This window comes from Streptomyces sp. NPDC033229 (genome assembly GCF_055576875.1).
This window is the reverse complement of the sequence record NZ_JBVIQR010000017.1, coordinates 139368-159794: the sequence shown is the minus strand read 5'-3', so window position 1 is coordinate 159794 and position 20427 is coordinate 139368. Positions and strand designations below refer to the sequence as shown.

Below are 20427 nucleotides of genomic sequence, written 5' to 3'. Positions count from 1 at the left end.
CTCCAGCGTGAAGTTCACCGTCTCGGTAACCCCTGCGATCTTGACCTCGACCTTGTAGGCCCCCGGTTCGGCGGTCGTGGACCCCGACGGCGTCGGGGGGGGGGGGGGGGGGGGGGGGGGGGGGCCCCCCCCCCCCCCCCCCCCCCCCCCCGCACCCGTTTCGCCCCACCTGTGCCACCTCTCCCACCCCACCCGTAGACCGTCGACACTCACCCCCCTCGCATCACCGCCGGTCAACCATTCGGCCGTATGTCACCCACCTGGCTGTTCAGCGGGCAGGGGACCCGGGGGCGTGTGAGTCTTGGTGTGTCGGGAGGGGGTGGCTCCTGCGAAAGGTGGCGCCGTGGGTGGCGGAGTGCGGACGATGTCCGGGACACAGGCCGGGACACAGACGACGATCCAGGTCGGAGCACAGGCCAGGTGGTCGGCAGCGGCAGCCGGACTGCTCTGCACGGCCCTTCTGCTCATAGCCCCCGGCGCGCACGCCGAGGAAAGGGCCGTCCCCAGCGAACCGCCGTCCGCGCCCCCCGCCTCCGCCCCCCTCGCCCCGTTCCGCGTGCTCCCCTCCGTGTCCCCGTCGTCCCCCCTGCTCACCGAGCGGCTCGCCGGCAGCGCGGCCGGGGAGGGGCGCACCCACCCCGGCCGGGCCACGTCCTCGCCCGCCGACAGCCCCGCCGACAGCCCCGCCGGCAGCTCAGCCGACAACCCTGCCGACAACCCTGCCGCGTCCGCCGAGCCCTCCGGCTCCCCCTCGTCCTCGGAGTCGCCCGCCGAGAGCCCGGGGACGGGCCGTGAGCCCGCCGCGGCGCCCAGGCCGCCCTTCAACACCCCGCCGCCCCGCGTCCGCCTCGAAGCCGCGCAACCGTACGCCCCCGGGCCCGCCCCACGGACGTACGAGCCGAGTGCGGGCCCCTTCGACGCCATGGAGGCCACAGGCTCCGAGCGCGCCGAGGAGCCGGCCGACCCGGTCATGCGCGTCCTGCCACTCGGTACCGGCATGACCCTCACCGGCCTGGGCCTGGGGTTCCTCGGCCTCCGGCTGCGCCGCGGCTGACTCCGTCCCAACCCCAGGTTTGATCCCCGTCCCGCGCCTGACGGGCGGAGCGCCCGCGCCCGGCGGTCGGAGCGCTCAGGTCCGACAAACGTGCGCCTGACGCACGACGTGCTCACGTCCGACGAACAGGCGCCCGACGCACGACGCGCTCACGCCTGACGCCCGGCACACCCGGGCTGCGCATGGGCCTTGCATCGGTTCTGTCCTCCGAACGGGTGCAGGAGGTATACATAACCGCCGCGATTACCGCCGCGACCCGTACGCGCTCGTGGGCTCCCACGGCCCGCCGACCGGCCCACCCAAGGGGAAGCACCGCACCATGACCGGTTCAGCGCCGCAGGCCGGCACACCCCTGCCCGGGCGGCCCGTGCTGGAGCTCAGGAACCTGACCCGCACCCATGGCACCGGGCCCGCCGAGGTGCACGCCCTGTGCGGCATCGACATGGCCGTGCAGCCGGGGGAGCTGGTGGCGGTCATGGGCCCGTCGGGATCCGGGAAATCGACGCTGCTGACGCTCGCGGGCGGGCTGGACGCGCCCACGTCCGGGCAGGTGATCGTGGAGGGCCGGGACATCGCGAAGCTGAACCGCCGCGCGTTGGCGGCCATGCGGCGCCGGTCGATCGGCTATGTGTTCCAGGACTACAACCTCGTGCCCGCCCTGACCGCCGCCGAGAACATCGCCCTGCCCCGTGAGCTGGACGGCGTGCCCACCCGCAAGGCCCGCGCCGAGGCGATGGACGCGCTGGCCGAGCTGGACCTCACCGGTGTCGCCAAACGCTTCCCCGACGAGATGTCCGGCGGCCAGCAGCAGCGCGTGGCCATCGCCCGCGCCCTCGTGGGCGACCGCCGCCTCGTGCTCGCCGACGAGCCGACCGGGGCCCTGGACTCCCGGACCGGCGAGGCGATCCTCGCGCTGCTGCGGGCGCGCTGCGACGCGGGTGCGGCGGGCGTGATGGTCACCCACGAGCCGCGGTACGCGGCCTGGGCCGACCGCGTGGTGTTCCTGCGCGACGGCACGATGGTCGACCAGACGCTGACCGCGCGCGCCGAGGCGCAGCTCGCGGCCGAGGAACCCCGGTGAAGCGCGTGTCCGGCATACGCGTGCCGCGCGTCACGGGCGTCCCCGCCTGGCGCGCGGCCCTGCGGATCGCCCGTCGTGACGCGCTGCGCGCCAAGGCCCGCAGCGCGCTCGTCGTCGTCATGATCGCACTGCCGGTGCTGGCCGTGACGGTGGCGGACGTGACGTACCACAGCGCCGGTCCGTCCCGGGCGCAGGAGGTCACCCGGGAACTGGGTGCGGCGGACGCGCAGTTCAGCGACGCCGGGTACGGCCCGGGGCCGATCGTGCAGATGCCCGACGCGAGCCGTGTGGGGACACCGCGCGGCAGCGCGGACGAGACGCAGAACGACGGTGCCGTGGGCCGGCCCGTCGATGTCGCGGCCGTCCTCGCCGACCTCCTCCCCAAGGGCACCCGCACCGTCACCTCCCAGGACGTCGACGGGCTGGTCCGCACCACCCAAGGGCTGCGGCGCGTCACCGTCCGGGAGATGCCCGCCGCCGATGCCCTGCTGCGCGGCAAGGTCGACGTCCGCCGCGGTCTCCTGCCCGACGAGCCCCAGGAGCTGGCCGCCACCACCGCCTTTCTGGAGTCCTCCGGGCTGCACGTCGGTTCGCACACCCGGATCAAGGGCCTGGCCAGGGAGTTCCGGATCACCGCCGCCGTGGAGCTGCCGGGCGAGCTGAACGGCGAGTACCTCATCGCCCGGCCGCACGCCGTGATCGACCCGTGGCGGGTGCAGGCCGAGCGCGACAAACGGGCCGCGCCGCCGCATCCGATGCCCAAGGAGTACTACGTCGCAGCCAAGGGCGACGGGGTCACCTGGCAGGACGTACGGGCCGCCAACGAGCGCGGCGTACTCGTCCGCTCCCGCGCCGTGCTGCGCGACCCGCCGCCGGACACCGCCGTGCCGGCCGCCCGGACGCCGGGCGTCGGCATCGGTCCCGGCTCCGCCGCGGACACCGGCATGGGCTCCCGCCGGGCGACCGTGGCGCTCGCGACCGTCGCCGCGATGGCGGTCCTGGAGATCGTGCTGCTCGCGGGCCCGGCCTTCGCCGTCGGGGCCCGCCGCGCCCGCCGTCAGCTCGGGCTGATCGGCATCTGCGGCGCCGACCGCGGGCAGCTACGGGCGGTGGTGCTGGCGGGCGGCTTGGTGCTCGGCACCGCCGGCGCCGTCCTCGGGGTCCTCCTCGGGCTCGGGCTCAGCGTGCTGTGCCGACCGGTGTTCGAGGAGTGGGACGGGCAGCGCTTCGGGCCCGTCACCGCCGTGCCGTCGCACCTGCTGACCATCGTCGGTCTCGGGGTGCTCACGGGCGTGCTGGCCGCGCTCGTCCCCGCGCTCGTCGCGGGCCGCCAGTCGGTGCTCCAGTCGCTGGCCGGCCGCCGCGGCGTGCGCCACGGCTCCCGGGTGCTGCCGTGCCTCGGCCTCGCGGCGATCCTGCTGGGCGGCGGCCTCGCCCTGGTCGGCGGGGCGACGGGCAGCGGCTGGGCGGTCGTCGCCGTCGGCTCGGTCGTGGCCGAACTCGGCATGCTGGCGTGTGTCCCCGTGCTGGTCGGAGCCTGCGCCCGGTTCGGCGGCCGGCTGCCGCTCGCCGCCCGGTTCGCGTTGCGCGACGCGGCCCGCAACCGCGGCCGTACCGCCCCCGCCGTCGCCGCCGTGACCGCCGCGGTGGCCGGGACGGTCGCGGTGGCGACGTACACGGTCAGCCTGATCGCCGAGGACCGCTTCGGGTACGAGCCGCTGCTGCGGCCCGGCACGGTCGCGCTGCTGGTCGACTCGTACGCGAACGAGGGCGGTCACCCGGAGAAGGCGCTGCCCGCCCTCCGCCGGGCCATGGAGCACGCCCTTCCGGTCACCGGCGAGCGCGCCGACGTCGACCGGGTCTGGGCGGGCGCCGACTGCTACACCCGCGCCTCCGGGGACGACTGCGGAGAGATCGAGCTCGTCCGCCCCGACACCCACCGCTGCCCGCTGGAGGGCCCGACCGGCCGGGACCTCGCCGAGCGCCTCAGCGCGGACGAACACCGGCGGCTGCGGCGCGGCCCCGAGTGCGTGGACGCCGGAGGCTTCTCCTCCATCGGCGACGCCGGGGAGAAGGTCCTGGTCGGGGACGCCCGGTTGCTGCGCACGTACGTCGGGCTGCACGACCCGGCGGCCGAACGGGCCCTGGCCGAGGGCAAACCGGTGCTGCTCAACAGCGCCTACGCGCAGGACGGCCGCGTCCAGCTGAAGATCACCGCGACCGGTGAACCGCTCACGACAGCCGGCACCCCTGGCCCGCACGGCACCCCCGGCACGCACGGCACCCCCGGCCCACACGGCACCCCGAGCCCCTACAGCCCTCCCGACACACACAGCACTCCCGGCACACCTGGACCGAGCGGCCGGGGCACCGGCAGCGGCTACAGCCCCACCACCGGCCACAGGGGCCCTGTGCCCCCCACCCGCCCCGCGCCCCCCGACCCGTCCCGCAAGGTCTTCCTCGACGCCTATGTCGCCCCCGAGGCCTATGCCGCCACGCCCGGCGTGCGGCTGATCCTGCCTGCCGTCCTCGCACACCGGCTGAATCTGCACACCGCCCCGGCGGGGTCCTTCTACGCCGTGCGCCACACCCCCGGCAAGGCCGAGGAGGAGCGGGCGAACGCCGTCCTCGACCGGGGGGACGCGGCGACCAGCCTCTACATCGAGCGCGGGCCCGAGACCGACGGGGACGACTTCTTCCTGAGGGCCCTCGCCGTCTTCGCGGGCCTGGTGACCATAGGGGCCGCCGTCGCCACCACCGGTCTGGCCAAGGCGGACGCGGAGGCCGATCTGACCACGCTCAGCGCGGTGGGCGCGCCGCCGGGAGTGCGGCGCGGCTTCGCCGGCTTCCAGTGCGCGGGCGTCGCGGGGCTCGGCGTGCTGTTGGGCTCGGTCGCCGGAGTGGTGCCCGCCGTGGCGCTGCGGCTGGTCGACGGGCGCGACGCGCTGGCTGCCATGCGCCGGGATCCGCTGGTCCCCGCCCATACCCCGATCGAGCTGCCCTGGCCCACGCTGACGGTGCTCGCGGTGGGTGTCCCGGTGCTCGCCGGCCTGCTCGCGGCCTGTTCCACGCGGTCTCGGACGTCACTGCCCCGGCGCGCGGGATAGGCCTCCGCGCGCCGGAGTACGACCCGGGGCGTGCGAGGAAGGTGGATCAGGCGTGTACGGGGGCATCAACCGGGGGAAACCACGGGTGCGAGAGAATGGCGGCATGGAGATGCCGAGGAATGAACGGTCGCAGGAGAGCCCCCAGGTCCTGGTCGTAGGCCCGGACGGCATGGCTCTCGGCAACGCCAGCCCCGGCGGCGGGGTGGGTGACGACGAGTCGCGCGAGGTCCCGGTGACGGAGATGGTCGAACAGCCGGCGAAGGTCATGCGCATCGGCAGCATGATCAAGCAGCTGCTGGAGGAGGTCCGGGCAGCTCCTCTGGACGAGGCGAGCCGGGTCCGGCTCAAGGACATCCACCACAGCTCCGTCAAGGAGCTGGAGGACGGCCTGGCGCCGGAGTTGGTGGAGGAGCTGGAGCGCCTGTCGCTCCCGTTCACCGACGACGCCATTCCGACCGAGGCGGAACTGCGCATCGCGCAGGCGCAGTTGGTCGGCTGGCTGGAGGGTCTTTTCCACGGCATCCAGACGGCGCTGTTCGCCCAGCAGATGGCGGCACGCGCCCAGTTGGAGCAGATGCGCAGGGCCCTGCCGCCCGGTGTGATGGGTGAGGACGACGACGAGGGCCACCACGGCGGCGCCCGCTCCGGTCCGTATCTGTAAGGCCGTCAGACGGTAAGTCCCGTCAGCCGATAGATTCTACCGGAGATCGCAGAGCGGTTCGTGCCCGGTGCGTCTCGCGAGACGCACCGGGCACGCGCGTGTGCGGGTCCTAACCGGGTCCTACCGGGTCCTACGAGGGGTCGCCCGTCGAGACGGTGAGCACGAACTGCGCGCTCGGCGACTTCGGGTCGAACGGGTCGCCCGCGGCCGGCACCTGGTTGAGCACCGTGCCCTTGCCCCAGGTGTTCTCGGCCTGGACGTCGACCCGGTACTTCCAGCCGGCGGCCTGGAGGCACTCCTTCACCGAGTCGATGTAGATGTACTTGAAGTCGGGCGCGGACTTCTTCGTCTTGTCGTTGTAGACGTCGTAGGCCTTGCTGCACTTCTCCGGGGCGATGGTCTTGGACTTGTCGCCGTCCTTGTGGCTGCTCTGCGGCACGGTGCCACCGGTGCCGCCGCCCGTCGTCGTGCCCGCCGCGGGCGACTGCGAGGCCGTGCTCTGCCCGGCCTCGTCCTTCGTGTCCTTGCCGTTCAGCGCGATGGCGGCGATCACGCCGATGACGGCGAGGACCGCGACGACGCCCGAGCCGATGAGCACGCCCTTGTTGCTCTTGCCGCCGCTGCCGCCCGTACCGCCGCCGTGCGAGGACGGGGCCGGGGACGGGTTGATCGTGTACGGCGGCGGGGTGTGCGGGCCCGGGCCGGACTGCTGGTAGGACTGGGCCGGGGTCGGGTAGCCCTGGTTGGCCGGTGCCGGGGTCGCCGGGCCGTAGCTGTTGTACGGGCTGTGCGCGGTCGGCTGGTAGGGCGTCTGCACGCCCTGCGGACCGGGCGCCGCGGCCTGCTGGTCGACGGGCGGGAAGACGGCCGAGCCGACGCCCGCGCCGCTGCGCGCCGGCGGGCCGCCCGAGATGATGATCGGCGAGGGCGCGGCGTGCGCCGTGCCGGCCACGCGCGCGCACTCGTCCCGCATGGACTCGGCGCTGGGGAAGCGCTCGTTCGGGTTCTTCTTCAACGCCCGGGCGACGAGGGCGTCGACGGCCGGCGGGATCGAGCTGTTGATGGTCGACGGCGCGACCGGCTCCTCCTGGACATGCGCGTAGGCGATGGCCAGCGGGGAGTCCGCGTCGAAGGGCAGCCGACCGGTCAGCAGCTCGAAGAGCATGATGCCCGTCGAGTACAGGTCGGAGCGGGCGTCGACGCCGCGGCCGAGGGCCTGCTCGGGGGAGAGGTACTGCGGGGTGCCGACGACCATGCCGGTCTGGGTCATCGAGGTGACGCCGGACTGCATGGCGCGCGCGATGCCGAAGTCCATGACCTTGACCACGTTGCGCTTGGTCATCATCACGTTGCCGGGCTTGATGTCGCGGTGGACGAGGCCCATCTCGTGGCTGACCTCGAGCGCCGCCAGCACATCGGCGGTGATCTTCAGCGCCTTCTCGGTGGGCATGGCGCCGTACTGACGGACGTCCGCGTCGAGCACGGACCGCAGCGGCTGGCCCTCGACGTACTCCATGACGATGTACGGCATGGTCGAACCGTCGAGGTCGTCCTCGCCCGTATCGAATACCGAGACGATGTTCGTGTGTGTGAGTTTGGCGACGGACTGCGCCTCGCGGCGGAAGCGCTCGCGGAAGGACGCCTCACGGCCCAGTTCGGTGTGCAGGGTCTTGATAGCGACCTGACGGTCGAGGACACTGTCATAGGCCAGGTGCACGGAGGCCATGCCGCCTTCGCCGAGCAGATCACGCAGCTGGTAGCGGCCGCCGCCGACGGAACGTCCTGTGTAGCGGCCTTGTGCGCCGTCCTGGCTCATGGTGTTGCTTCCCCCTCGGCACACGGCCTGGCGTACTGACTGGCGTACTGATCCGGCGTACCGGTCCACCTGATCGACATATCTCGGCCAAGTCTGCCCGAGGGCGCGGGCACGTCAAGCCACGTGCCCGTTCCGTGACCGGATACGCGACAAGCCGTCACGAGATTTGCCTTGGTTCGCCCTGTACAGGTTTCATAGCCGGTCCATCCCGGACCGGCGCGCCTCGCGGAGCCTGTAGCGTGCCTTAGCGGAAGACAGCTTTCATCGAGTTTCCCCGCGCATTCGCCTCCCACGCGAAGCGGCCACACACGACGGCGAGGACTGATGGCACAGACGCAGAGCGCCCAGGGTCCGTCCGACCCTGACGCCAACGGGGGCGGTATGCCCGATGTGCCTGAAATGTGGGGCAATGGCGGCCTGGTCGGCGACGGACGCTACCGCCTCACCCACAGACTCGGCCGCGGCGGCATGGCCGAGGTCTTCGCCGCCGAGGACGTGCGCCTCGGACGCACCGTCGCGGTCAAGCTGCTGCGCGGGGACCTCGCCGAGGACCCGGTGTCCAAGGCGCGCTTCACCCGCGAGGCGCAGTCCGTCGCCGGTCTGAACCACCACGCGGTGGTCGCCGTCTACGACTCCGGCGAGGACCACGTCGGCCGCAACGTCGTGCCGTACATCGTCATGGAGTTGGTTGAAGGCCGCACTATCCGGGACCTGTTGCTCGGCGCCGAGGCGCCGCCGGTCGAGCAGGCCCTGATCATCGTCTCGGGCGTGCTCGAGGCGCTGGCCTACAGCCACCAGCACGGCATCGTGCACCGTGACATCAAGCCCGCCAACGTGATCATCACGCACAACGGCGCCGTCAAGGTCATGGACTTCGGCATCGCCCGCGCCCTGCACGGCGCGGCCTCCACCATGACCCAGACCGGCATGGTCATGGGCACCCCGCAGTACCTCTCCCCCGAACAGGCCCTCGGCAAGACCGTCGACGCCCGCTCGGACCTCTACGCCACCGGCTGTCTGCTCTACGAACTGCTCGCGCTGCGCCCGCCCTTCACCGGCGAGACCCCGCTCTCGGTGGTCTACCAGCACGTCCAGGACACTCCCGTGGCGCCGTCGCAGGTGCTGGAGTCGGTGCCGCCGGAGCTCGACGGGCTCGTCATGCGCTCCCTCGCCAAGGACCCGGACGACCGGTTCCAGAGCGCGGAGGAGATGCGCGGTCTGGTCCAGTACTCGCTGCAGATGCTGCACGAGTCCGGCAGCCACACGGGCGCCTGGAACACCGGCCCGGTCGCGCACACCGGTGCCGCCACCACGGCCATGGGCATGGCGAACACCACCGCCCTGCCGCACGCCCCGCACGGTGACACCTCGCAGCAGCCGATCGTCCCGTCCCGCAACGGCGGTGACGAGGGCGGCTTCGACGGCTACGGCGGCGGTCACGGCGGTCGCAACGGCGGCGGCAAGGGCAAGATGTGGCTGGTCGCCGCCCTCGCGGTGATAGCGATCGCGGTGGGCGTGGTCTTCGCGGTGAACCAGGGCAACAAGTCGTCCGGCGACACCCAGAAGAAGAAGCCGGACAAGACCACCACCGCACCCAGCTCGCCGAGCCCCGGCACCTCCAAGAGCCCCGAGAAGCACTCGCCCTCCGCCGAGCCCAACGGCACCACGGGCAACACGGGCGAGGAGGAGCCGGATCCGGAGTGGACCCGGGACACGGGCAACCACCCGACCAAGGACCCGACCAAGGACCCGACGACCGGGCCCACGACCGGCCCGACGACCGGGCCGACGGCCCCGGTCACCCAGGACCCGACGACGGGCCCGACGGACGACCCCAAGCCGCCCACGAACCCCCCGGGCGATTCGGGCGGCACGCAGGGTGGCGCCGTCCAGGGCGCCACCGGCTGAGTGACGACAGCCGAGAAGCAGTGAGGCCGGGCCCGTCCCGGCCCGCCCCCGGTCCGCCAAGGACCCGGAGCGGGCCCGGGACGGGCCTGTAGCCGTTTCTGAGGGCCTTACGCGCCGCGCGCCGGGAAAAACCCTCACCCGCCCCCGCTCAGTCCGTGAAAGCCTCGCGCACGGCCTCGTACTCGCGCGTCCACCACACCGACAGCGCCGCCGACGCGGGGAAGCCGGGGTCGGCGCGGTGGTCGCCGAGCTGATAGCGCCAGCGCAGCATCCAGAAGTCGTTGAGCCGCTCCCACCACACCCGGTGCACGGCGGCGGCCAGTTCGGCCTCGCTCGCGCCGGTCGCGCCCCGGTACGCGCGCGCGTACGGGCGTACCTTCGCGAGGTCCAGCGTGCCGCCGGGGCGCAGGAAGAAGATCACGGCGGCCCGTACGGCCTCCTCCGCGCGCGGCTGGACGCCCAGGCGGTCCCAGTCGACGATCGCGGCGGGTTCGGCGCCCCGGTAGAGCAGGTTGAGCGGGTGGAAGTCGCCGTGCACCCACCCCCGGGCGGGGGTGGCGCAGGGGGTCGGCCGGCGGTGGGCGTGCGCCTCCAGCAGGGCGCGGCGCTCGACGAGGCGGTGCTCGGCCAGTTCGTCGAAGGGGTCGCGGGGGCGGCCGCCCTTGCGGCGGACCAGCGTCAGGAGCTCCTCGATGAGGGTGTAGGTGTCCTCGGGGTCGGCTGCGGCGTCCGGGGCGGGCCCGGAGCCATCACAGGCCCCCTCCGGGCCCTCCATGACCTGCTCCAGACACGTGTGGACGTGGCCCAGCAGGGTGCCGAGGCGGCGGGACTGGACGGCGGTGAGCTCCTCGCCGTCGCGGTGCCGGCCGTCGACCCAGGGGTGCAGGGCATAGCAGCGGCCGCCGAGGACGGTGACCGTGGAGCCCTCGGCGTCGGCGACGGGAGGGGCGACGGGCAGGCCGAGCGCGCCCAGCCGGAGCGTCACATGGTGCTGGCGGGCGATGGCGGCCTGGTCGCCGTCGAGATGGTGCTTGAGGAAGAAGCGGCCGCGGGTGGTGGAGAGGCGGTAACCGCGGTTGAGGAGGCCCTCGGTCAGCGGTTCGCAGGAGACGGGCTCACCGTCGAGTCCGTAGCGGCCCAGCAGGGTGCGCAGGGTGCCGCCGTCGGGCCCCTGAGCTCCGGCGTGAACAGGTCCGGCATGAACAGGGGAGACAAGTGAGCGCGGCACATGTCAAATGTTAGATCACGGCGAGTGCGTGAACTGTCGCGCGGGGACGCCTTCCAGGTGATGCAGGCTGATGAACTGCGGTTCGATGCACAGGTATTCGGGATCGAAGGGGGCTCCGTCCGCGGTGCGCGGGGGGCGCCCGAACAGCTCGGTCTCGGCGGGGCTCGGGGTGAAGAGCCGTGCCATGCCCACGAATTGGACGGTCCACACGTCCTCGTCGCCCTCTTCGCGACCGCTGAGGTTGTCGGCGCTGTACGCGACGACGCTGCCGTCGCACGCCTGGGCGTAGCCGAAGCCGCCGTGCAGTCGCAGCAGGACGCGGGGCGAGGGCGACGCGGGGGCGTCGACCACGATGTGGCGGGCGACGGTGACGAACGGGAGGGCGCGCATGCTGACCGAGGCCCGGCCGTAGGGCGTGCGGGCGAGCAGATCGAGCGCTCGGCGCTCGTCGGTCGCCTCCGGGCGGGCGATGGCCGGGGACGGCTGGGGAAGCTCGGAAAGCATGGTCACCACTGTGCCCGCTGAGAGCGGTGCGAAGGAAGAGGACACCCGGCCCTTTCGTTTCGGGACGTTGGTCCCGAATCCCTGCGTTTTGCCTGGCCGGCGGCGGTCGTCGTACGCACCGCCGCTGCGCGACGGTTGTCCTCAAACGCCGGACGGGCTTGATTCGGACGGCCTCAGCCACATCAAGCCCGCTGGGGGTCCCCCCAGCGGTAGCTGGGGGAGATTGAGGACGCGCCCGCAGGGCGCCCGCCGCCGCAGGCGGCAAGGACGGCCCGCAGTCGACGGACCGCCGGCCAGGCGAGAGGCGTCAGCGGGACTTCTCCGCCTGGAGCCGTGCGACATACGCGGCGGCCTGGGAGCGGCGCTCCATGCCCAGCTTGGAGAGCAGGCTGGAGACGTAGTTCTTGATCGTCTTCTCGGCGAGATGCAGCCGCTCGCCGATGACGCGGTTGGTCAGGCCCTCGCCGATCAGGTCCAGGATCCGGCGCTCCTGGTCGGTGAGGTTCGCGAGCCGGTCGTCGCCCTTGGGGTCCTTGCCGTCGCGCAGCCGCTCCAGTACCCGGGCGGTCGCCACCGGGTCCAGCAGGGATTTGCCGGCGGCCACGTCGCGCACCGCCGAGAGCAGTTCATTGCCCCGGATGGCTTTCAGGACATAGCCCGACGCACCTGCCATGATCGCGTCAAACAGGGCTTCGTCGTCCGCGAACGACGTGAGCATCAAACATTTGATGTTTTCGTCCTGAGAACGGATCTCGCGGCATACTTCTACTCCGCTGCCATCCGGAAGGCGAACGTCCAGAACGGCCACATCCGGCCTGGTGGCGGGAATGCGCACGAGTGCGTCGGCGACCGTTCCGGCCTCGCCCACGACCTCGATGTCCTCCTCCGCGGAGAGCATCTCGTGGACGCCCCGACGGACGACCTCATGGTCGTCGAGCAGAAATACCGTGATTTTTCGTTGTTCGGGCACACGATCAGTCTCACACATCGACTCTTCCCCTGCTCTTGTCCTCCGGGATAACGTGCGGTCGTTCCGGCAGCTCGCAAGGCTGTGCTCACAAGGCTGTGACCAGTAGCGGAACCCCGCTTTGCGCATTTACTTGGAAATCCAAGCAAAATCGCAGGTCAGTAGGGGTTTCGCAGGAATGCGGCCTTCTGGGTAACGTGCTTATTGCAGGCCTTTGGCCGGGGCGCCTGTCACGCCCGGTTCCGGCCTCGGCACACCCACCCCGTGTGCCGTCGGGGATCGAGCGAGCCTCCCCCTGTCTCACGGCGGGGGGACCCCCTCTGGCCGCCGGCGACCCCGGGGGCCGGACAGACGGAGGAGCACACGTGACCGTGGACAGCACTGCCGCGCGCAAGCCGCGACGCAGCAGCAGCAAGCGCGCCGGAAAGCCGGCCGCCTCGCCGGGACAGCCGGAGCTCGTGCAACTGCTGACGCCCGAAGGCGTACGGGTCGAGCACCCGGATTACTCCATCGACCTCACGCCCGAGGAACTGCGCGGCCTGTACCGGGACATGGTGCTGACCCGCAGGTTCGACGCCGAGGCCACCACCTTGCAGCGGCAGGGCGAGCTGGGTCTGTGGGCCTCGCTGCTCGGCCAGGAGGCCGCGCAGATCGGCTCCGGCCGGGCCACCCGCCCCGACGACTACGTCTTCCCCACCTACCGCGAGCACGGCGTCGCCTGGTGCCGCGGGGTCGACCCGACCAATCTGCTGGGGATGTTCCGCGGGGTCAACCACGGCGGCTGGGACCCCAACGAGAACAACTTCCACCTCTACACCATCGTCATCGGCTCGCAGGCGCTGCACGCGACCGGTTACGCCATGGGCGTGGCCAAGGACGGCGCCGACTCCGCCGTGATCGCCTACTTCGGCGACGGCGCGTCCAGCCAGGGCGACGTCGCCGAGGCGTTCACCTTCTCGGCCGTCTACAACGCGCCGGTCGTCTTCTTCTGCCAGAACAACCAGTGGGCCATCTCCGAGCCCACCGAGCGGCAGACCCGCGTCCCGCTCTACCAGCGCGCCCAGGGCTACGGCTTCCCCGGCGTCCGCGTCGACGGCAACGACGTCCTCGCCGTCCTCGCCGTCACCAAGGCCGCCCTCGAGCGCGCCCGCACCGGCCAGGGCCCGATGCTCATCGAGGCCTTCACGTACCGCATGGGTGCCCACACCACCTCCGACGACCCGACGAAGTACCGGCGGGACGAGGAGCGCGAGCAGTGGGAGGCCAAGGACCCGATCCTGCGGCTGCGCGCCTACCTCGAGAGCGAGGGCAACGCCGACGAAGAGTTCTTCGCCGGGCTGGAGACCGAGGCCGACGCCCTCGCCAAGCGGGTGCGCGACGCGGTCCGGACCATGCCGGACCCGGACAACATGGCCATCTTTGAGAACATCTACGCCGACGGCCACGCCCTCGTCGACGAAGAGCGCGCCCAATTCGCCGCATACCAGGCGTCCTTCGCAGAGGAGAGCAACTGATCATGGCTGCCGAGAAGCTCTCCATCGTCAAGGCCATCAACGCCTCGCTGCGCACCGCCCTGGAAACCGACCCCAAGGTCCTGATCATGGGTGAGGACGTCGGCAAGCTCGGCGGCGTCTTCCGGGTCACCGACGGTCTGCAGAAGGACTTCGGCGAGGACCGGGTGATCGACACCCCGCTCGCCGAGTCCGGCATCGTCGGCACCGCGATCGGCCTGGCGCTGCGCGGCTACCGTCCCGTGGTGGAGATCCAGTTCGACGGGTTCGTCTTCCCCGCGTACGACCAGATCGTCACCCAGCTCGCCAAGATGCACGCCCGCGCGCTCGGCAAGATCAAGCTGCCGGTCGTCATCCGCATCCCCTACGGCGGCGCGATCGGCGCCGTCGAGCACCACAGCGAGTCCCCCGAGGCGCTCTTCGCGCACGTCCCGGGCCTCAAGTGCGTCTCGCCGTCGAACGCCGCCGACGCGTACTGGATGCTCCAGCAGGCCATCCAGAGCGACGACCCGGTCATCTTCTTCGAGCCCAAGCGCCGCTACCACGACCGCTCCGAGGTCGACACCGAGGCGATCCCCGGCCCGCTGCACGCGGCCCGCACCGCCCGCCCGGGCACGGACCTCACCCTCGCCGCCTACGGGCCGATGGTGAAGACCTGTCTGGAGGCCGCCGCGGCGGCCGAGGAGGAGGGCAAGTCCCTGGAGGTCCTGGACCTGCGCTCAATGTCGCCCATCGACTTCGACGCGATCCAGGCGTCCGTGGAGAAGACCCGCCGCCTGGTGATCGTGCACGAGGCCCCGGTCTTCCTGGGCACCGGCTCCGAGATCGCCGCCCGGATCACCGAGCGCTGCTTCTACCACCTGGAGGCCCCCGTCCTGCGGGTCGGCGGCTACCACGCCCCCTATCCGCCGTCGCGTCTCGAGGACGAGTACCTTCCGGGCCTGGACCGGGTGCTCGATGCCGTAGACCGCGCGTTGGCGTACTGAGGGGCCGAGGAGAGTCGTGACGATGACTGCAAGCACTGCCAACGACCAGCGCTTCCGCGAGTTCAAGATGCCCGACGTGGGCGAGGGCCTCACCGAGGCCGAGATCCTCAAGTGGTACGTGGCCGTCGGGGACACCGTCTCCGACGGGCAGGTGGTCTGCGAGGTCGAGACCGCCAAGGCCGCCGTCGAGCTGCCGATCCCCTTCGACGGCGTGGTGCACGAGCTGCGCTTCGGCGAGGGCGTGACGGTGGACGTCGGCACCGCGATCATTTCGGTCGACACCCAGCCCGGTGCGGGACCGGCCGAGGCCGCCCCGGCGGCGCCCGCCGCGGCGCCCGCGGTCGAGGCCGAGCCGGAGCCGCAGGGCCGCCAGGCCGTGCTGGTCGGCTACGGCGCCGCGCCGTCCTCGACCAAGCGCCGCGCCCGCAAGGCGCAGCCCGCGCCGGTGCAGCAGCACATGGCCGCGGCGATCCAGGCGGAGATGAACGGCCACGCCGCCCCGGCTGCCCCTGCGCCGACCGCCCCGACCGCCCCTGCGCCGGTGCCTGCCGCGCCTGCCGCACCCGTGGAGCCCGCCGGCCGGCCGTTGGCCAAGCCGCCGGTCCGCAAGCTCGCCAAGGACCTCGGCGTCGACCTCGCGACGGTCGTCCCGACCGGCACGGACGGCATCGTGACCCGCGAGGACGTCCACGCGGCCGTGGCCGCGCGCACGGCACCGGCCCCGGTCGCGGAGGAGCCGGCGGCCCCCGCCGCGCCCGCGCCGTCCGCCGCGGCCGACTTCGCCGCCCGTGAGACGCGGATCCCGGTCAAGGGCGTGCGGAAGGCCACCGCCCAGGCGATGGTCGCGAGCGCCTTCACCGCGCCGCACGTCACGGAGTTCGTCACCGTCGACGTGACCCGCACGATGAAGCTCGTCCAGCAGCTCAAGACCGACCCCGACATGGCCGGGCTGCGCGTCAACCCGCTGCTGCTCGTCGCGAAGGCGCTGCTCGTCGCGATCAAGCGCAACCCGGACGTCAACGCGTCCTGGGACGAGGCCAACCAGGAGATCGTCCGCAAGGACTACGTGAACCTCGGCATCGCCGCGGCCACGCCGCGCGGTCTGATCGTCCCGAACATCAAGGACGCCGGGGCCAAGACCCTTCCCCAGCTGTCCGCGGCGCTCGGCGAGCTGATCGCCACCGCCCGCGAGGGCAGGACCAGCCCGGCGGACATGTCCGGCGGCACGGTCACCATCACCAACGTCGGCGTCTTCGGCGTCGACACCGGCACGCCCATCCTCAACCCGGGCGAGTCCGCGATCCTGGCGTTCGGTGCGGTCAAGCTCCAGCCCTGGGTCCACAAGGGCAAGGTCAAGCCCCGCCAGGTCACCACCCTGGCGCTGTCCTTCGACCACCGCCTGGTCGACGGGGAACTCGGCTCCAAGGTCCTCGCGGACGTGGCGGCCGTGCTGGAGAACCCCAAGCGTCTGATCACCTGGGGCTGACGCACGCGCGCGTGCCTGTTCGGGAGCCCCTGAACAGGACGAAGGGCCCGGACGCTCCCTCCTCACCCCCCTCCAGCGAGGAGAGAGCGGCGTCCGGGCCCTCTGCCCGTGTGCGGAGCGGCCTCGGGATATACCCACCCCTGGTAGAGGGTGGAATGGCCCGTGCTGCGCAATTTACTTAAGATTGACCAACACTTGCAGTGTCGGAATTTGGAGGGCGCGTGAACCGCGTCGACGGCGAGTCCATCAGCCGCCTGCTGCGCGCCTGGCGGTCCCGCGTCGACGCCCGGACCGTCCCCGAACTGCGCGGCCTCCACCCCCGCCCCGGCCGCCGGCTCTCCCAGGCGCACGTGGCCAGGATGACCGGGGTCAGCGAAGGCTGGTACCGCGCCCTGGAGGCGGGCCGCCGTCAGGACTTCTCCGAGAGCTTCCTGCTGCGCGTCGCGCAGGCGCTGCGCCTCAGCGAGGCCGAGACCCTGACCCTCTTCCTCGCCGTCTGCGGCCGCCGCCCGCCCGGCCTCCTCGCCCCCGACCCGACGGACCTCCCCCGCGGCGTCCAGGCCCTGCTCGAACAGCAGGTCTCCTACCCCGCCTACCTCTCCGACGTCGCCTGGAACGTCGTCGCCGCCAACCCCCTGATGGGCGAGTGGTTCCCCTGGGTCCTGCGCCCCGGCGCGAACCTCATGCGCTGGACCCTCCTGGACCCCGAGGCCCGCGAGCAGATGCTCGACTGGGAGGACAGCTGCGCCCGCATCTACCTCGCCATGCTCCGCGTGGCCGCCAACAGCAACCCCGCCGACGCCCAACTGCGCACCCTCGTCCACGACATCCTCGAAGCCGACGCCGACTGCCGCCGCATATGGTCCGAGGAATCCGACGTCGTCGAGCACCGTGACGGCCACGTCTTCCGGCTGCGCCTGCCGTACCACGGCAACGCGGAAATCCGCGTGACCACCCACGTCCTCCTCCCCATACAGCGCCCGGACCTGCGCTTCGTCTTCATCACCCCCATGGACGGCTGGGCGGGGGTGTAAGCGGCGTCGGGTCGGTAGCCATGTGGCGTCCCGCATCGCGAAACGCCACTCCCCACGGATACCTGTTGTATCTATGCTGTGCGCATGTCAGCAACCGCCACCGCCAAGCGTCCTGCCGCCGACCGTGTGTACGCGCATGTGAAGGACGCCGTGCTGCAGCGGCGCTACGAGGGCGGGACGTTGCTGACCGAGGGGGACTTGGCCGGTGAGGTGGGGGTCTCGCGGACTCCGGTGCGGGAGGCGTTGCTCAGACTCGAGGCCGAGGGGCTGCTCAAGCTCTATCCGAAAAAGGGGGCGTTGGTGCTCGCCGTGTCCGCGCAGGAGATCGCGGACGTGGTGGAGACCCGGCTGCTGGTGGAGAAGCACGCGGCCGGGAAGGCCGTGCCCGCGGCGCCCGCGCTCCTCGCCCGGCTGGAGGAGCTCGTGGAGGACATGCGGCGGCAGGCCGCGGCCGGGGACCTCGCCGCGGTGTCGGTCAGCGACCGGGCCTTCCACGCCGAGATCGTGCGCAGCGCGGGCAACCAGATCCTCTCGCGGCTGTACGACCAGCTCCGCGACCGGCAGTTGCGCATGGGCGTCGCCGTGATGCACGCCCATCCCGACCGGATCGCGAAGAACATCGCCGAGCACATCGAGATCCTCGAAGCGCTGCGCGCCGGGGACGCGGAGGCGGCCATCGGCATCGTCGACCAGCACGTCAGCTGGGTGCGGAACCTGGCACAGGGCCACGAACGATGACAGGGGGAGAGGCGATGAGCGGGGGTTCCACCGGGCTGCCCGGCGACCCACCCGGCGGGCGGCGGGCGATGGCCGTCTGGGGGCTGGGCGTCGGGGTGTACTTCGTCGCGATCGTCTTCCGCACCAGCCTCGGTGTGGCCGGCATCGACGCCGCCGAGCGGTTCCACATCAACGCGTCCGCCCTGTCGACGTTCTCCATACTCCAACTGCTGGTTTACGCCGGCATGCAGATACCCGTCGGCCTGATGGTCGACCGGCTCGGCACGAAGAACGTGCTGGCGCTCGGCGTCGTGCTCTTCACCGCCGGGCAGTTCGCGTTCGCGCTCTCCCACTCGTACGGCACGGCCCTCGCCAGCCGCGGGCTGCTCGGCTGCGGTGACGCGATGACGTTCATCAGCGTGCTGCGGCTCGGTGCGCGGTGGCTCCCCGCCCGGCACGGGCCGATGATCGCGCAGGTCGCGGCGCTGTTCGGGATGGCGGGCAATCTGATCTCGACGCTGCTGCTCGCGCGGCTGCTGCACAGCGCGGGCTGGACGACGACGTTCGCCGGCAGCGCCACGGCCGGCGTGGTCGTACTCGTCCTGCTGCTGCTCTTCCTCAAGGACCACCCCGAGGGGTACGCACCCGTACCCCACTCCCACACGGGCAGCGGCTTCGTCCGGCAGCAGATCGCCCGAGCCTGGCGGGAGCCGGGGACGCGGCTGGGCATGTGGGTGCACTTCACCACCGGCTTCCCGGCGATGGTCTTCCTGCTGCTGTGGGGCATGCCCTATCTCGTCGAGGCGCAGGGCCTGAGCCGCGGGACCGCGGGCGCCCTGCTCACCCTCGTCGTGCTGTCGAACATGGCCATCGGCCTCGTCTACGGCCAGGTCATCGGCCGGCACCGGGCCGCCCGGCTGCCGCTCGCCCTCGGCACCGTCGCCGCGACCGCCCTGCTGTGGGCGTCGACCGTCGTCTGGCCCGGCACGCACGCCCCGATGTGGTTGCTCATCGCGGAGTGCGTGGTCCTCGGCGCCTGCGGACCGGCCTCGATGATCGGCTTCGACTTCGCCCGCCCCGCCAACCCGCCCGAGCGCCAGGGCACGGCCTCGGGCATCGTGAACATGGGCGGGTTCGTCGCCTGCATGACCACCCTGCTGGCCGTGGGCCTGCTGCTGGACGCGACCGGCGACAACTACCGGGTCGCGTTCGCGTCGGTGTTCGTGCTGGAGGCGCTCGGCCTGTCCCAGATCCTGCGGCTGCGCACCAGGGCGCAGCGGCGGGAACGGGAACGGGTGGTGGCGTCACGGGTGGAGACGGTCCACGTGCCTGTCTGACGGGCGCGGGCCGACGGCGGGATCACGCGCGCAGGATCACGGCGTGCCCGCGGTCACGGCGTGACGGCGAACTCCCGGAGGATCGCCGCCGCCAGCCGCCGCTCACCCTCCACCTTCACCCGGTCCGCCACCGCCTCCGGGCGCACCCGCCCGCACGCCAGGCGGGCATAGGTCTCCCAGTCCAGGGCGAGCGTCGCCGTCGGCCCCAGCGACACACTGCTGTCGATCGCCCCCCTGCCCTGCGCGTCGATGCGCACCGTCCGCAGGAACTCCAGCGGCCCGTGCACGTCGAAGACGACCGCCGACCCCGCCGGAGCGCCCGCGTCCATCGCGACGACCTTGGGCAGGGCGAGAAGCAGGAAGTCACGGGTGAGGGCCGCGCCCGGGGAGTCGAGGTTGCCGGGCTTGCCCAGGGCGCGCCGCAGGTCCTGTTCGTGCGTCCACACGTCGAAGGCCCTTATCGTGAGCGCCCGTTCCAGCGTCTGCTCGTTGCCGCTGCCCAGCGGCCAGCGGACCGGCGCCTGCGGGGAACGCGTCTCGTTGCGCAGCTGACGCGAGCGCCGGATGATCGTGTACTCCAGCTCGGACGTCATCTCCAGAGCCGTGTGGCAGCGCCGCACATCGACCTGCACCTCGATGTACCGCGAGAACTCGTCGGTCACGTGGTAGAGATCGCGCGGCAGTGTGTGTATCGGCCTTGGCTCGCCCAGCATTTCGCACTCGACGCCGATGACGTGCGAGACCACGTCGCGCACGGACCACCCGGGGCATTCGGTGGCCCGGTTCCATTCGCTCTCCGCGAGCGGTCTCACCAATTCGTTGATGGCCTCGATGGAATGGGTCCAGGCGTCGATGGCGGGCTGGAGGCTTGGGTGGACGGTCACGGGACCCCTCGGGCGGTGCGGTACGTACGCGGACTGACTGCTCGGACGGGCTGCGCTGCTACTGCCGTGCTGCTACTGGAGTTCGGTTAAGTGCTGTATGGGTTCTATGCAGTTAAGTTACGCTGCGCACGGGCGCCCCGGCAGGG

General features: G+C 72.1%; 16 protein-coding genes. 11 read left to right on the top strand and 5 right to left on the bottom strand.

The features are described 5' to 3' along the window. The first annotated feature begins 364 nt into the window (after nucleotides 1–364). From ACZ53N_RS17710 to ACZ53N_RS17695, 4 genes are all read left to right on the top strand, one after another. Nucleotides 365–1054 carry a hypothetical protein gene (locus tag ACZ53N_RS17710; protein WP_469141744.1) on the top strand — a complete coding sequence of 230 codons (690 nt, stop codon included), beginning with the start codon at nucleotides 365–367 and terminating at the stop codon, nucleotides 1052–1054. A gap of 319 nt (nucleotides 1055–1373) precedes the next feature. Beyond that, complete coding sequence (locus ACZ53N_RS17705; RefSeq protein WP_469141743.1) at nucleotides 1374–2135, top strand: ABC transporter ATP-binding protein; 762 nt, start codon at nucleotides 1374–1376, stop codon at nucleotides 2133–2135. Beyond that, complete coding sequence (locus ACZ53N_RS17700; RefSeq protein ID WP_469141742.1) at nucleotides 2132–5242, top strand: FtsX-like permease family protein; 3111 nt, start codon at nucleotides 2132–2134, stop codon at nucleotides 5240–5242. The genes ACZ53N_RS17705 and ACZ53N_RS17700 overlap by 4 nt, the downstream gene beginning before the upstream one ends. 103 nt (nucleotides 5243–5345) lie before the next feature. Then, nucleotides 5346–5903: a bacterial proteasome activator family protein gene (locus ACZ53N_RS17695; RefSeq protein ID WP_469141741.1), complete on the top strand. Its 558-nt coding sequence runs from the start codon at nucleotides 5346–5348 to the stop codon at nucleotides 5901–5903. A gap of 130 nt (nucleotides 5904–6033) precedes the next feature. Here the strand turns inward: ACZ53N_RS17695 and ACZ53N_RS17690 are convergent, their stop codons facing one another. Further along, a complete protein-coding gene (locus tag ACZ53N_RS17690) occupies nucleotides 6034–7719 on the bottom strand; it encodes a protein kinase domain-containing protein (protein WP_469141740.1) in 1686 nt (561 codons plus the stop codon). Between the two features lie 324 nt (nucleotides 7720–8043). On the opposite strand from ACZ53N_RS17690, the gene ACZ53N_RS17685 reads away from it, so the two are divergent. Continuing rightward, nucleotides 8044–9627, top strand: coding sequence for a protein kinase domain-containing protein (locus ACZ53N_RS17685; RefSeq protein WP_469141739.1), 1584 nt, complete (start codon nucleotides 8044–8046; stop codon nucleotides 9625–9627). 148 nt (nucleotides 9628–9775) lie between these two features. Here the strand turns inward: ACZ53N_RS17685 and ACZ53N_RS17680 are convergent, their stop codons facing one another. The 3 genes from ACZ53N_RS17680 to ACZ53N_RS17670 all read right to left on the bottom strand — a co-directional run bounded on the left by ACZ53N_RS17680 (nucleotide 9776) and on the right by ACZ53N_RS17670 (nucleotide 12329). Further along, nucleotides 9776–10855: a phosphotransferase gene (locus ACZ53N_RS17680; RefSeq protein WP_469141738.1), complete on the bottom strand. Its 1080-nt coding sequence runs from the start codon at nucleotides 10853–10855 to the stop codon at nucleotides 9776–9778. 15 nt (nucleotides 10856–10870) lie between these two features. Continuing rightward, nucleotides 10871–11359 (bottom strand): pyridoxamine 5'-phosphate oxidase family protein, encoded by a 489-nt coding sequence (locus ACZ53N_RS17675; RefSeq protein ID WP_469141737.1) that lies wholly within the window; start codon nucleotides 11357–11359, stop codon nucleotides 10871–10873. 307 nt (nucleotides 11360–11666) lie between these two features. Further along, a complete protein-coding gene (locus ACZ53N_RS17670) occupies nucleotides 11667–12329 on the bottom strand; it encodes a response regulator (RefSeq protein ID WP_469141736.1) in 663 nt (220 codons plus the stop codon). A 362-nt stretch (nucleotides 12330–12691) separates the two neighbouring features. Here ACZ53N_RS17670 and pdhA point away from each other — a divergent pair, with 362 nt between their 5' ends. The 6 genes from pdhA to ACZ53N_RS17640 all read left to right on the top strand — a co-directional run bounded on the left by pdhA (nucleotide 12692) and on the right by ACZ53N_RS17640 (nucleotide 19397). Continuing rightward, nucleotides 12692–13840: a pyruvate dehydrogenase (acetyl-transferring) E1 component subunit alpha gene (pdhA, locus tag ACZ53N_RS17665; protein WP_469141735.1), complete on the top strand. Its 1149-nt coding sequence runs from the start codon at nucleotides 12692–12694 to the stop codon at nucleotides 13838–13840. Nucleotides 13841–13842: 2 nt separating this feature from the next. Beyond that, a complete protein-coding gene (locus ACZ53N_RS17660) occupies nucleotides 13843–14823 on the top strand; it encodes an alpha-ketoacid dehydrogenase subunit beta (protein ID WP_130878659.1) in 981 nt (326 codons plus the stop codon). Nucleotides 14824–14845: 22 nt separating this feature from the next. After that, nucleotides 14846–16309: a dihydrolipoamide acetyltransferase family protein gene (locus tag ACZ53N_RS17655; protein ID WP_469141734.1), complete on the top strand. Its 1464-nt coding sequence runs from the start codon at nucleotides 14846–14848 to the stop codon at nucleotides 16307–16309. 221 nt (nucleotides 16310–16530) lie between these two features. Continuing rightward, entirely contained in the window at nucleotides 16531–17343 is an 813-nt protein-coding gene (locus ACZ53N_RS17650) for a helix-turn-helix transcriptional regulator (RefSeq protein ID WP_469141733.1), read from the top strand. Between the two features lie 84 nt (nucleotides 17344–17427). Beyond that, complete coding sequence (locus ACZ53N_RS17645) at nucleotides 17428–18081, top strand: GntR family transcriptional regulator (protein ID WP_469141732.1); 654 nt, start codon at nucleotides 17428–17430, stop codon at nucleotides 18079–18081. Between the two features lie 14 nt (nucleotides 18082–18095). Further along, nucleotides 18096–19397, top strand: coding sequence for an MFS transporter (locus ACZ53N_RS17640; protein ID WP_469141731.1), 1302 nt, complete (start codon nucleotides 18096–18098; stop codon nucleotides 19395–19397). Between the two features lie 53 nt (nucleotides 19398–19450). Here the strand turns inward: ACZ53N_RS17640 and ACZ53N_RS17635 are convergent, their stop codons facing one another. Then, complete coding sequence (locus ACZ53N_RS17635; RefSeq protein WP_469141730.1) at nucleotides 19451–20281, bottom strand: maleylpyruvate isomerase family mycothiol-dependent enzyme; 831 nt, start codon at nucleotides 20279–20281, stop codon at nucleotides 19451–19453. Nucleotides 20282–20427 lie beyond the last annotated feature (146 nt).

Excerpts from the sequence above, each read along its gene's own strand:
- ACZ53N_RS17710 (WP_469141744.1), top strand. The coding sequence starts at position 365 with ATGTCCGGGACACAGGCCGGGACACAGACGACGATCCAGGTCGGAGCA.
- ACZ53N_RS17705 (WP_469141743.1), top strand. The coding sequence starts at position 1,374 with ATGACCGGTTCAGCGCCGCAGGCCGGCACACCCCTGCCCGGGCGGCCC.
- ACZ53N_RS17695 (WP_469141741.1), top strand. The coding sequence starts at position 5,346 with ATGGAGATGCCGAGGAATGAACGGTCGCAGGAGAGCCCCCAGGTCCTG.
- ACZ53N_RS17690 (WP_469141740.1), bottom strand. The coding sequence starts at position 7,719 with ATGAGCCAGGACGGCGCACAAGGCCGCTACACAGGACGTTCCGTCGGC.
- ACZ53N_RS17685 (WP_469141739.1), top strand. The coding sequence starts at position 8,044 with ATGGCACAGACGCAGAGCGCCCAGGGTCCGTCCGACCCTGACGCCAAC.
- ACZ53N_RS17675 (WP_469141737.1), bottom strand. The coding sequence starts at position 11,359 with ATGCTTTCCGAGCTTCCCCAGCCGTCCCCGGCCATCGCCCGCCCGGAG.
- ACZ53N_RS17660 (WP_130878659.1), top strand. The coding sequence starts at position 13,843 with ATGGCTGCCGAGAAGCTCTCCATCGTCAAGGCCATCAACGCCTCGCTG.
- ACZ53N_RS17655 (WP_469141734.1), top strand. The coding sequence starts at position 14,846 with ATGACTGCAAGCACTGCCAACGACCAGCGCTTCCGCGAGTTCAAGATG.
- ACZ53N_RS17645 (WP_469141732.1), top strand. The coding sequence starts at position 17,428 with ATGTCAGCAACCGCCACCGCCAAGCGTCCTGCCGCCGACCGTGTGTAC.
- ACZ53N_RS17640 (WP_469141731.1), top strand. The coding sequence starts at position 18,096 with ATGAGCGGGGGTTCCACCGGGCTGCCCGGCGACCCACCCGGCGGGCGG.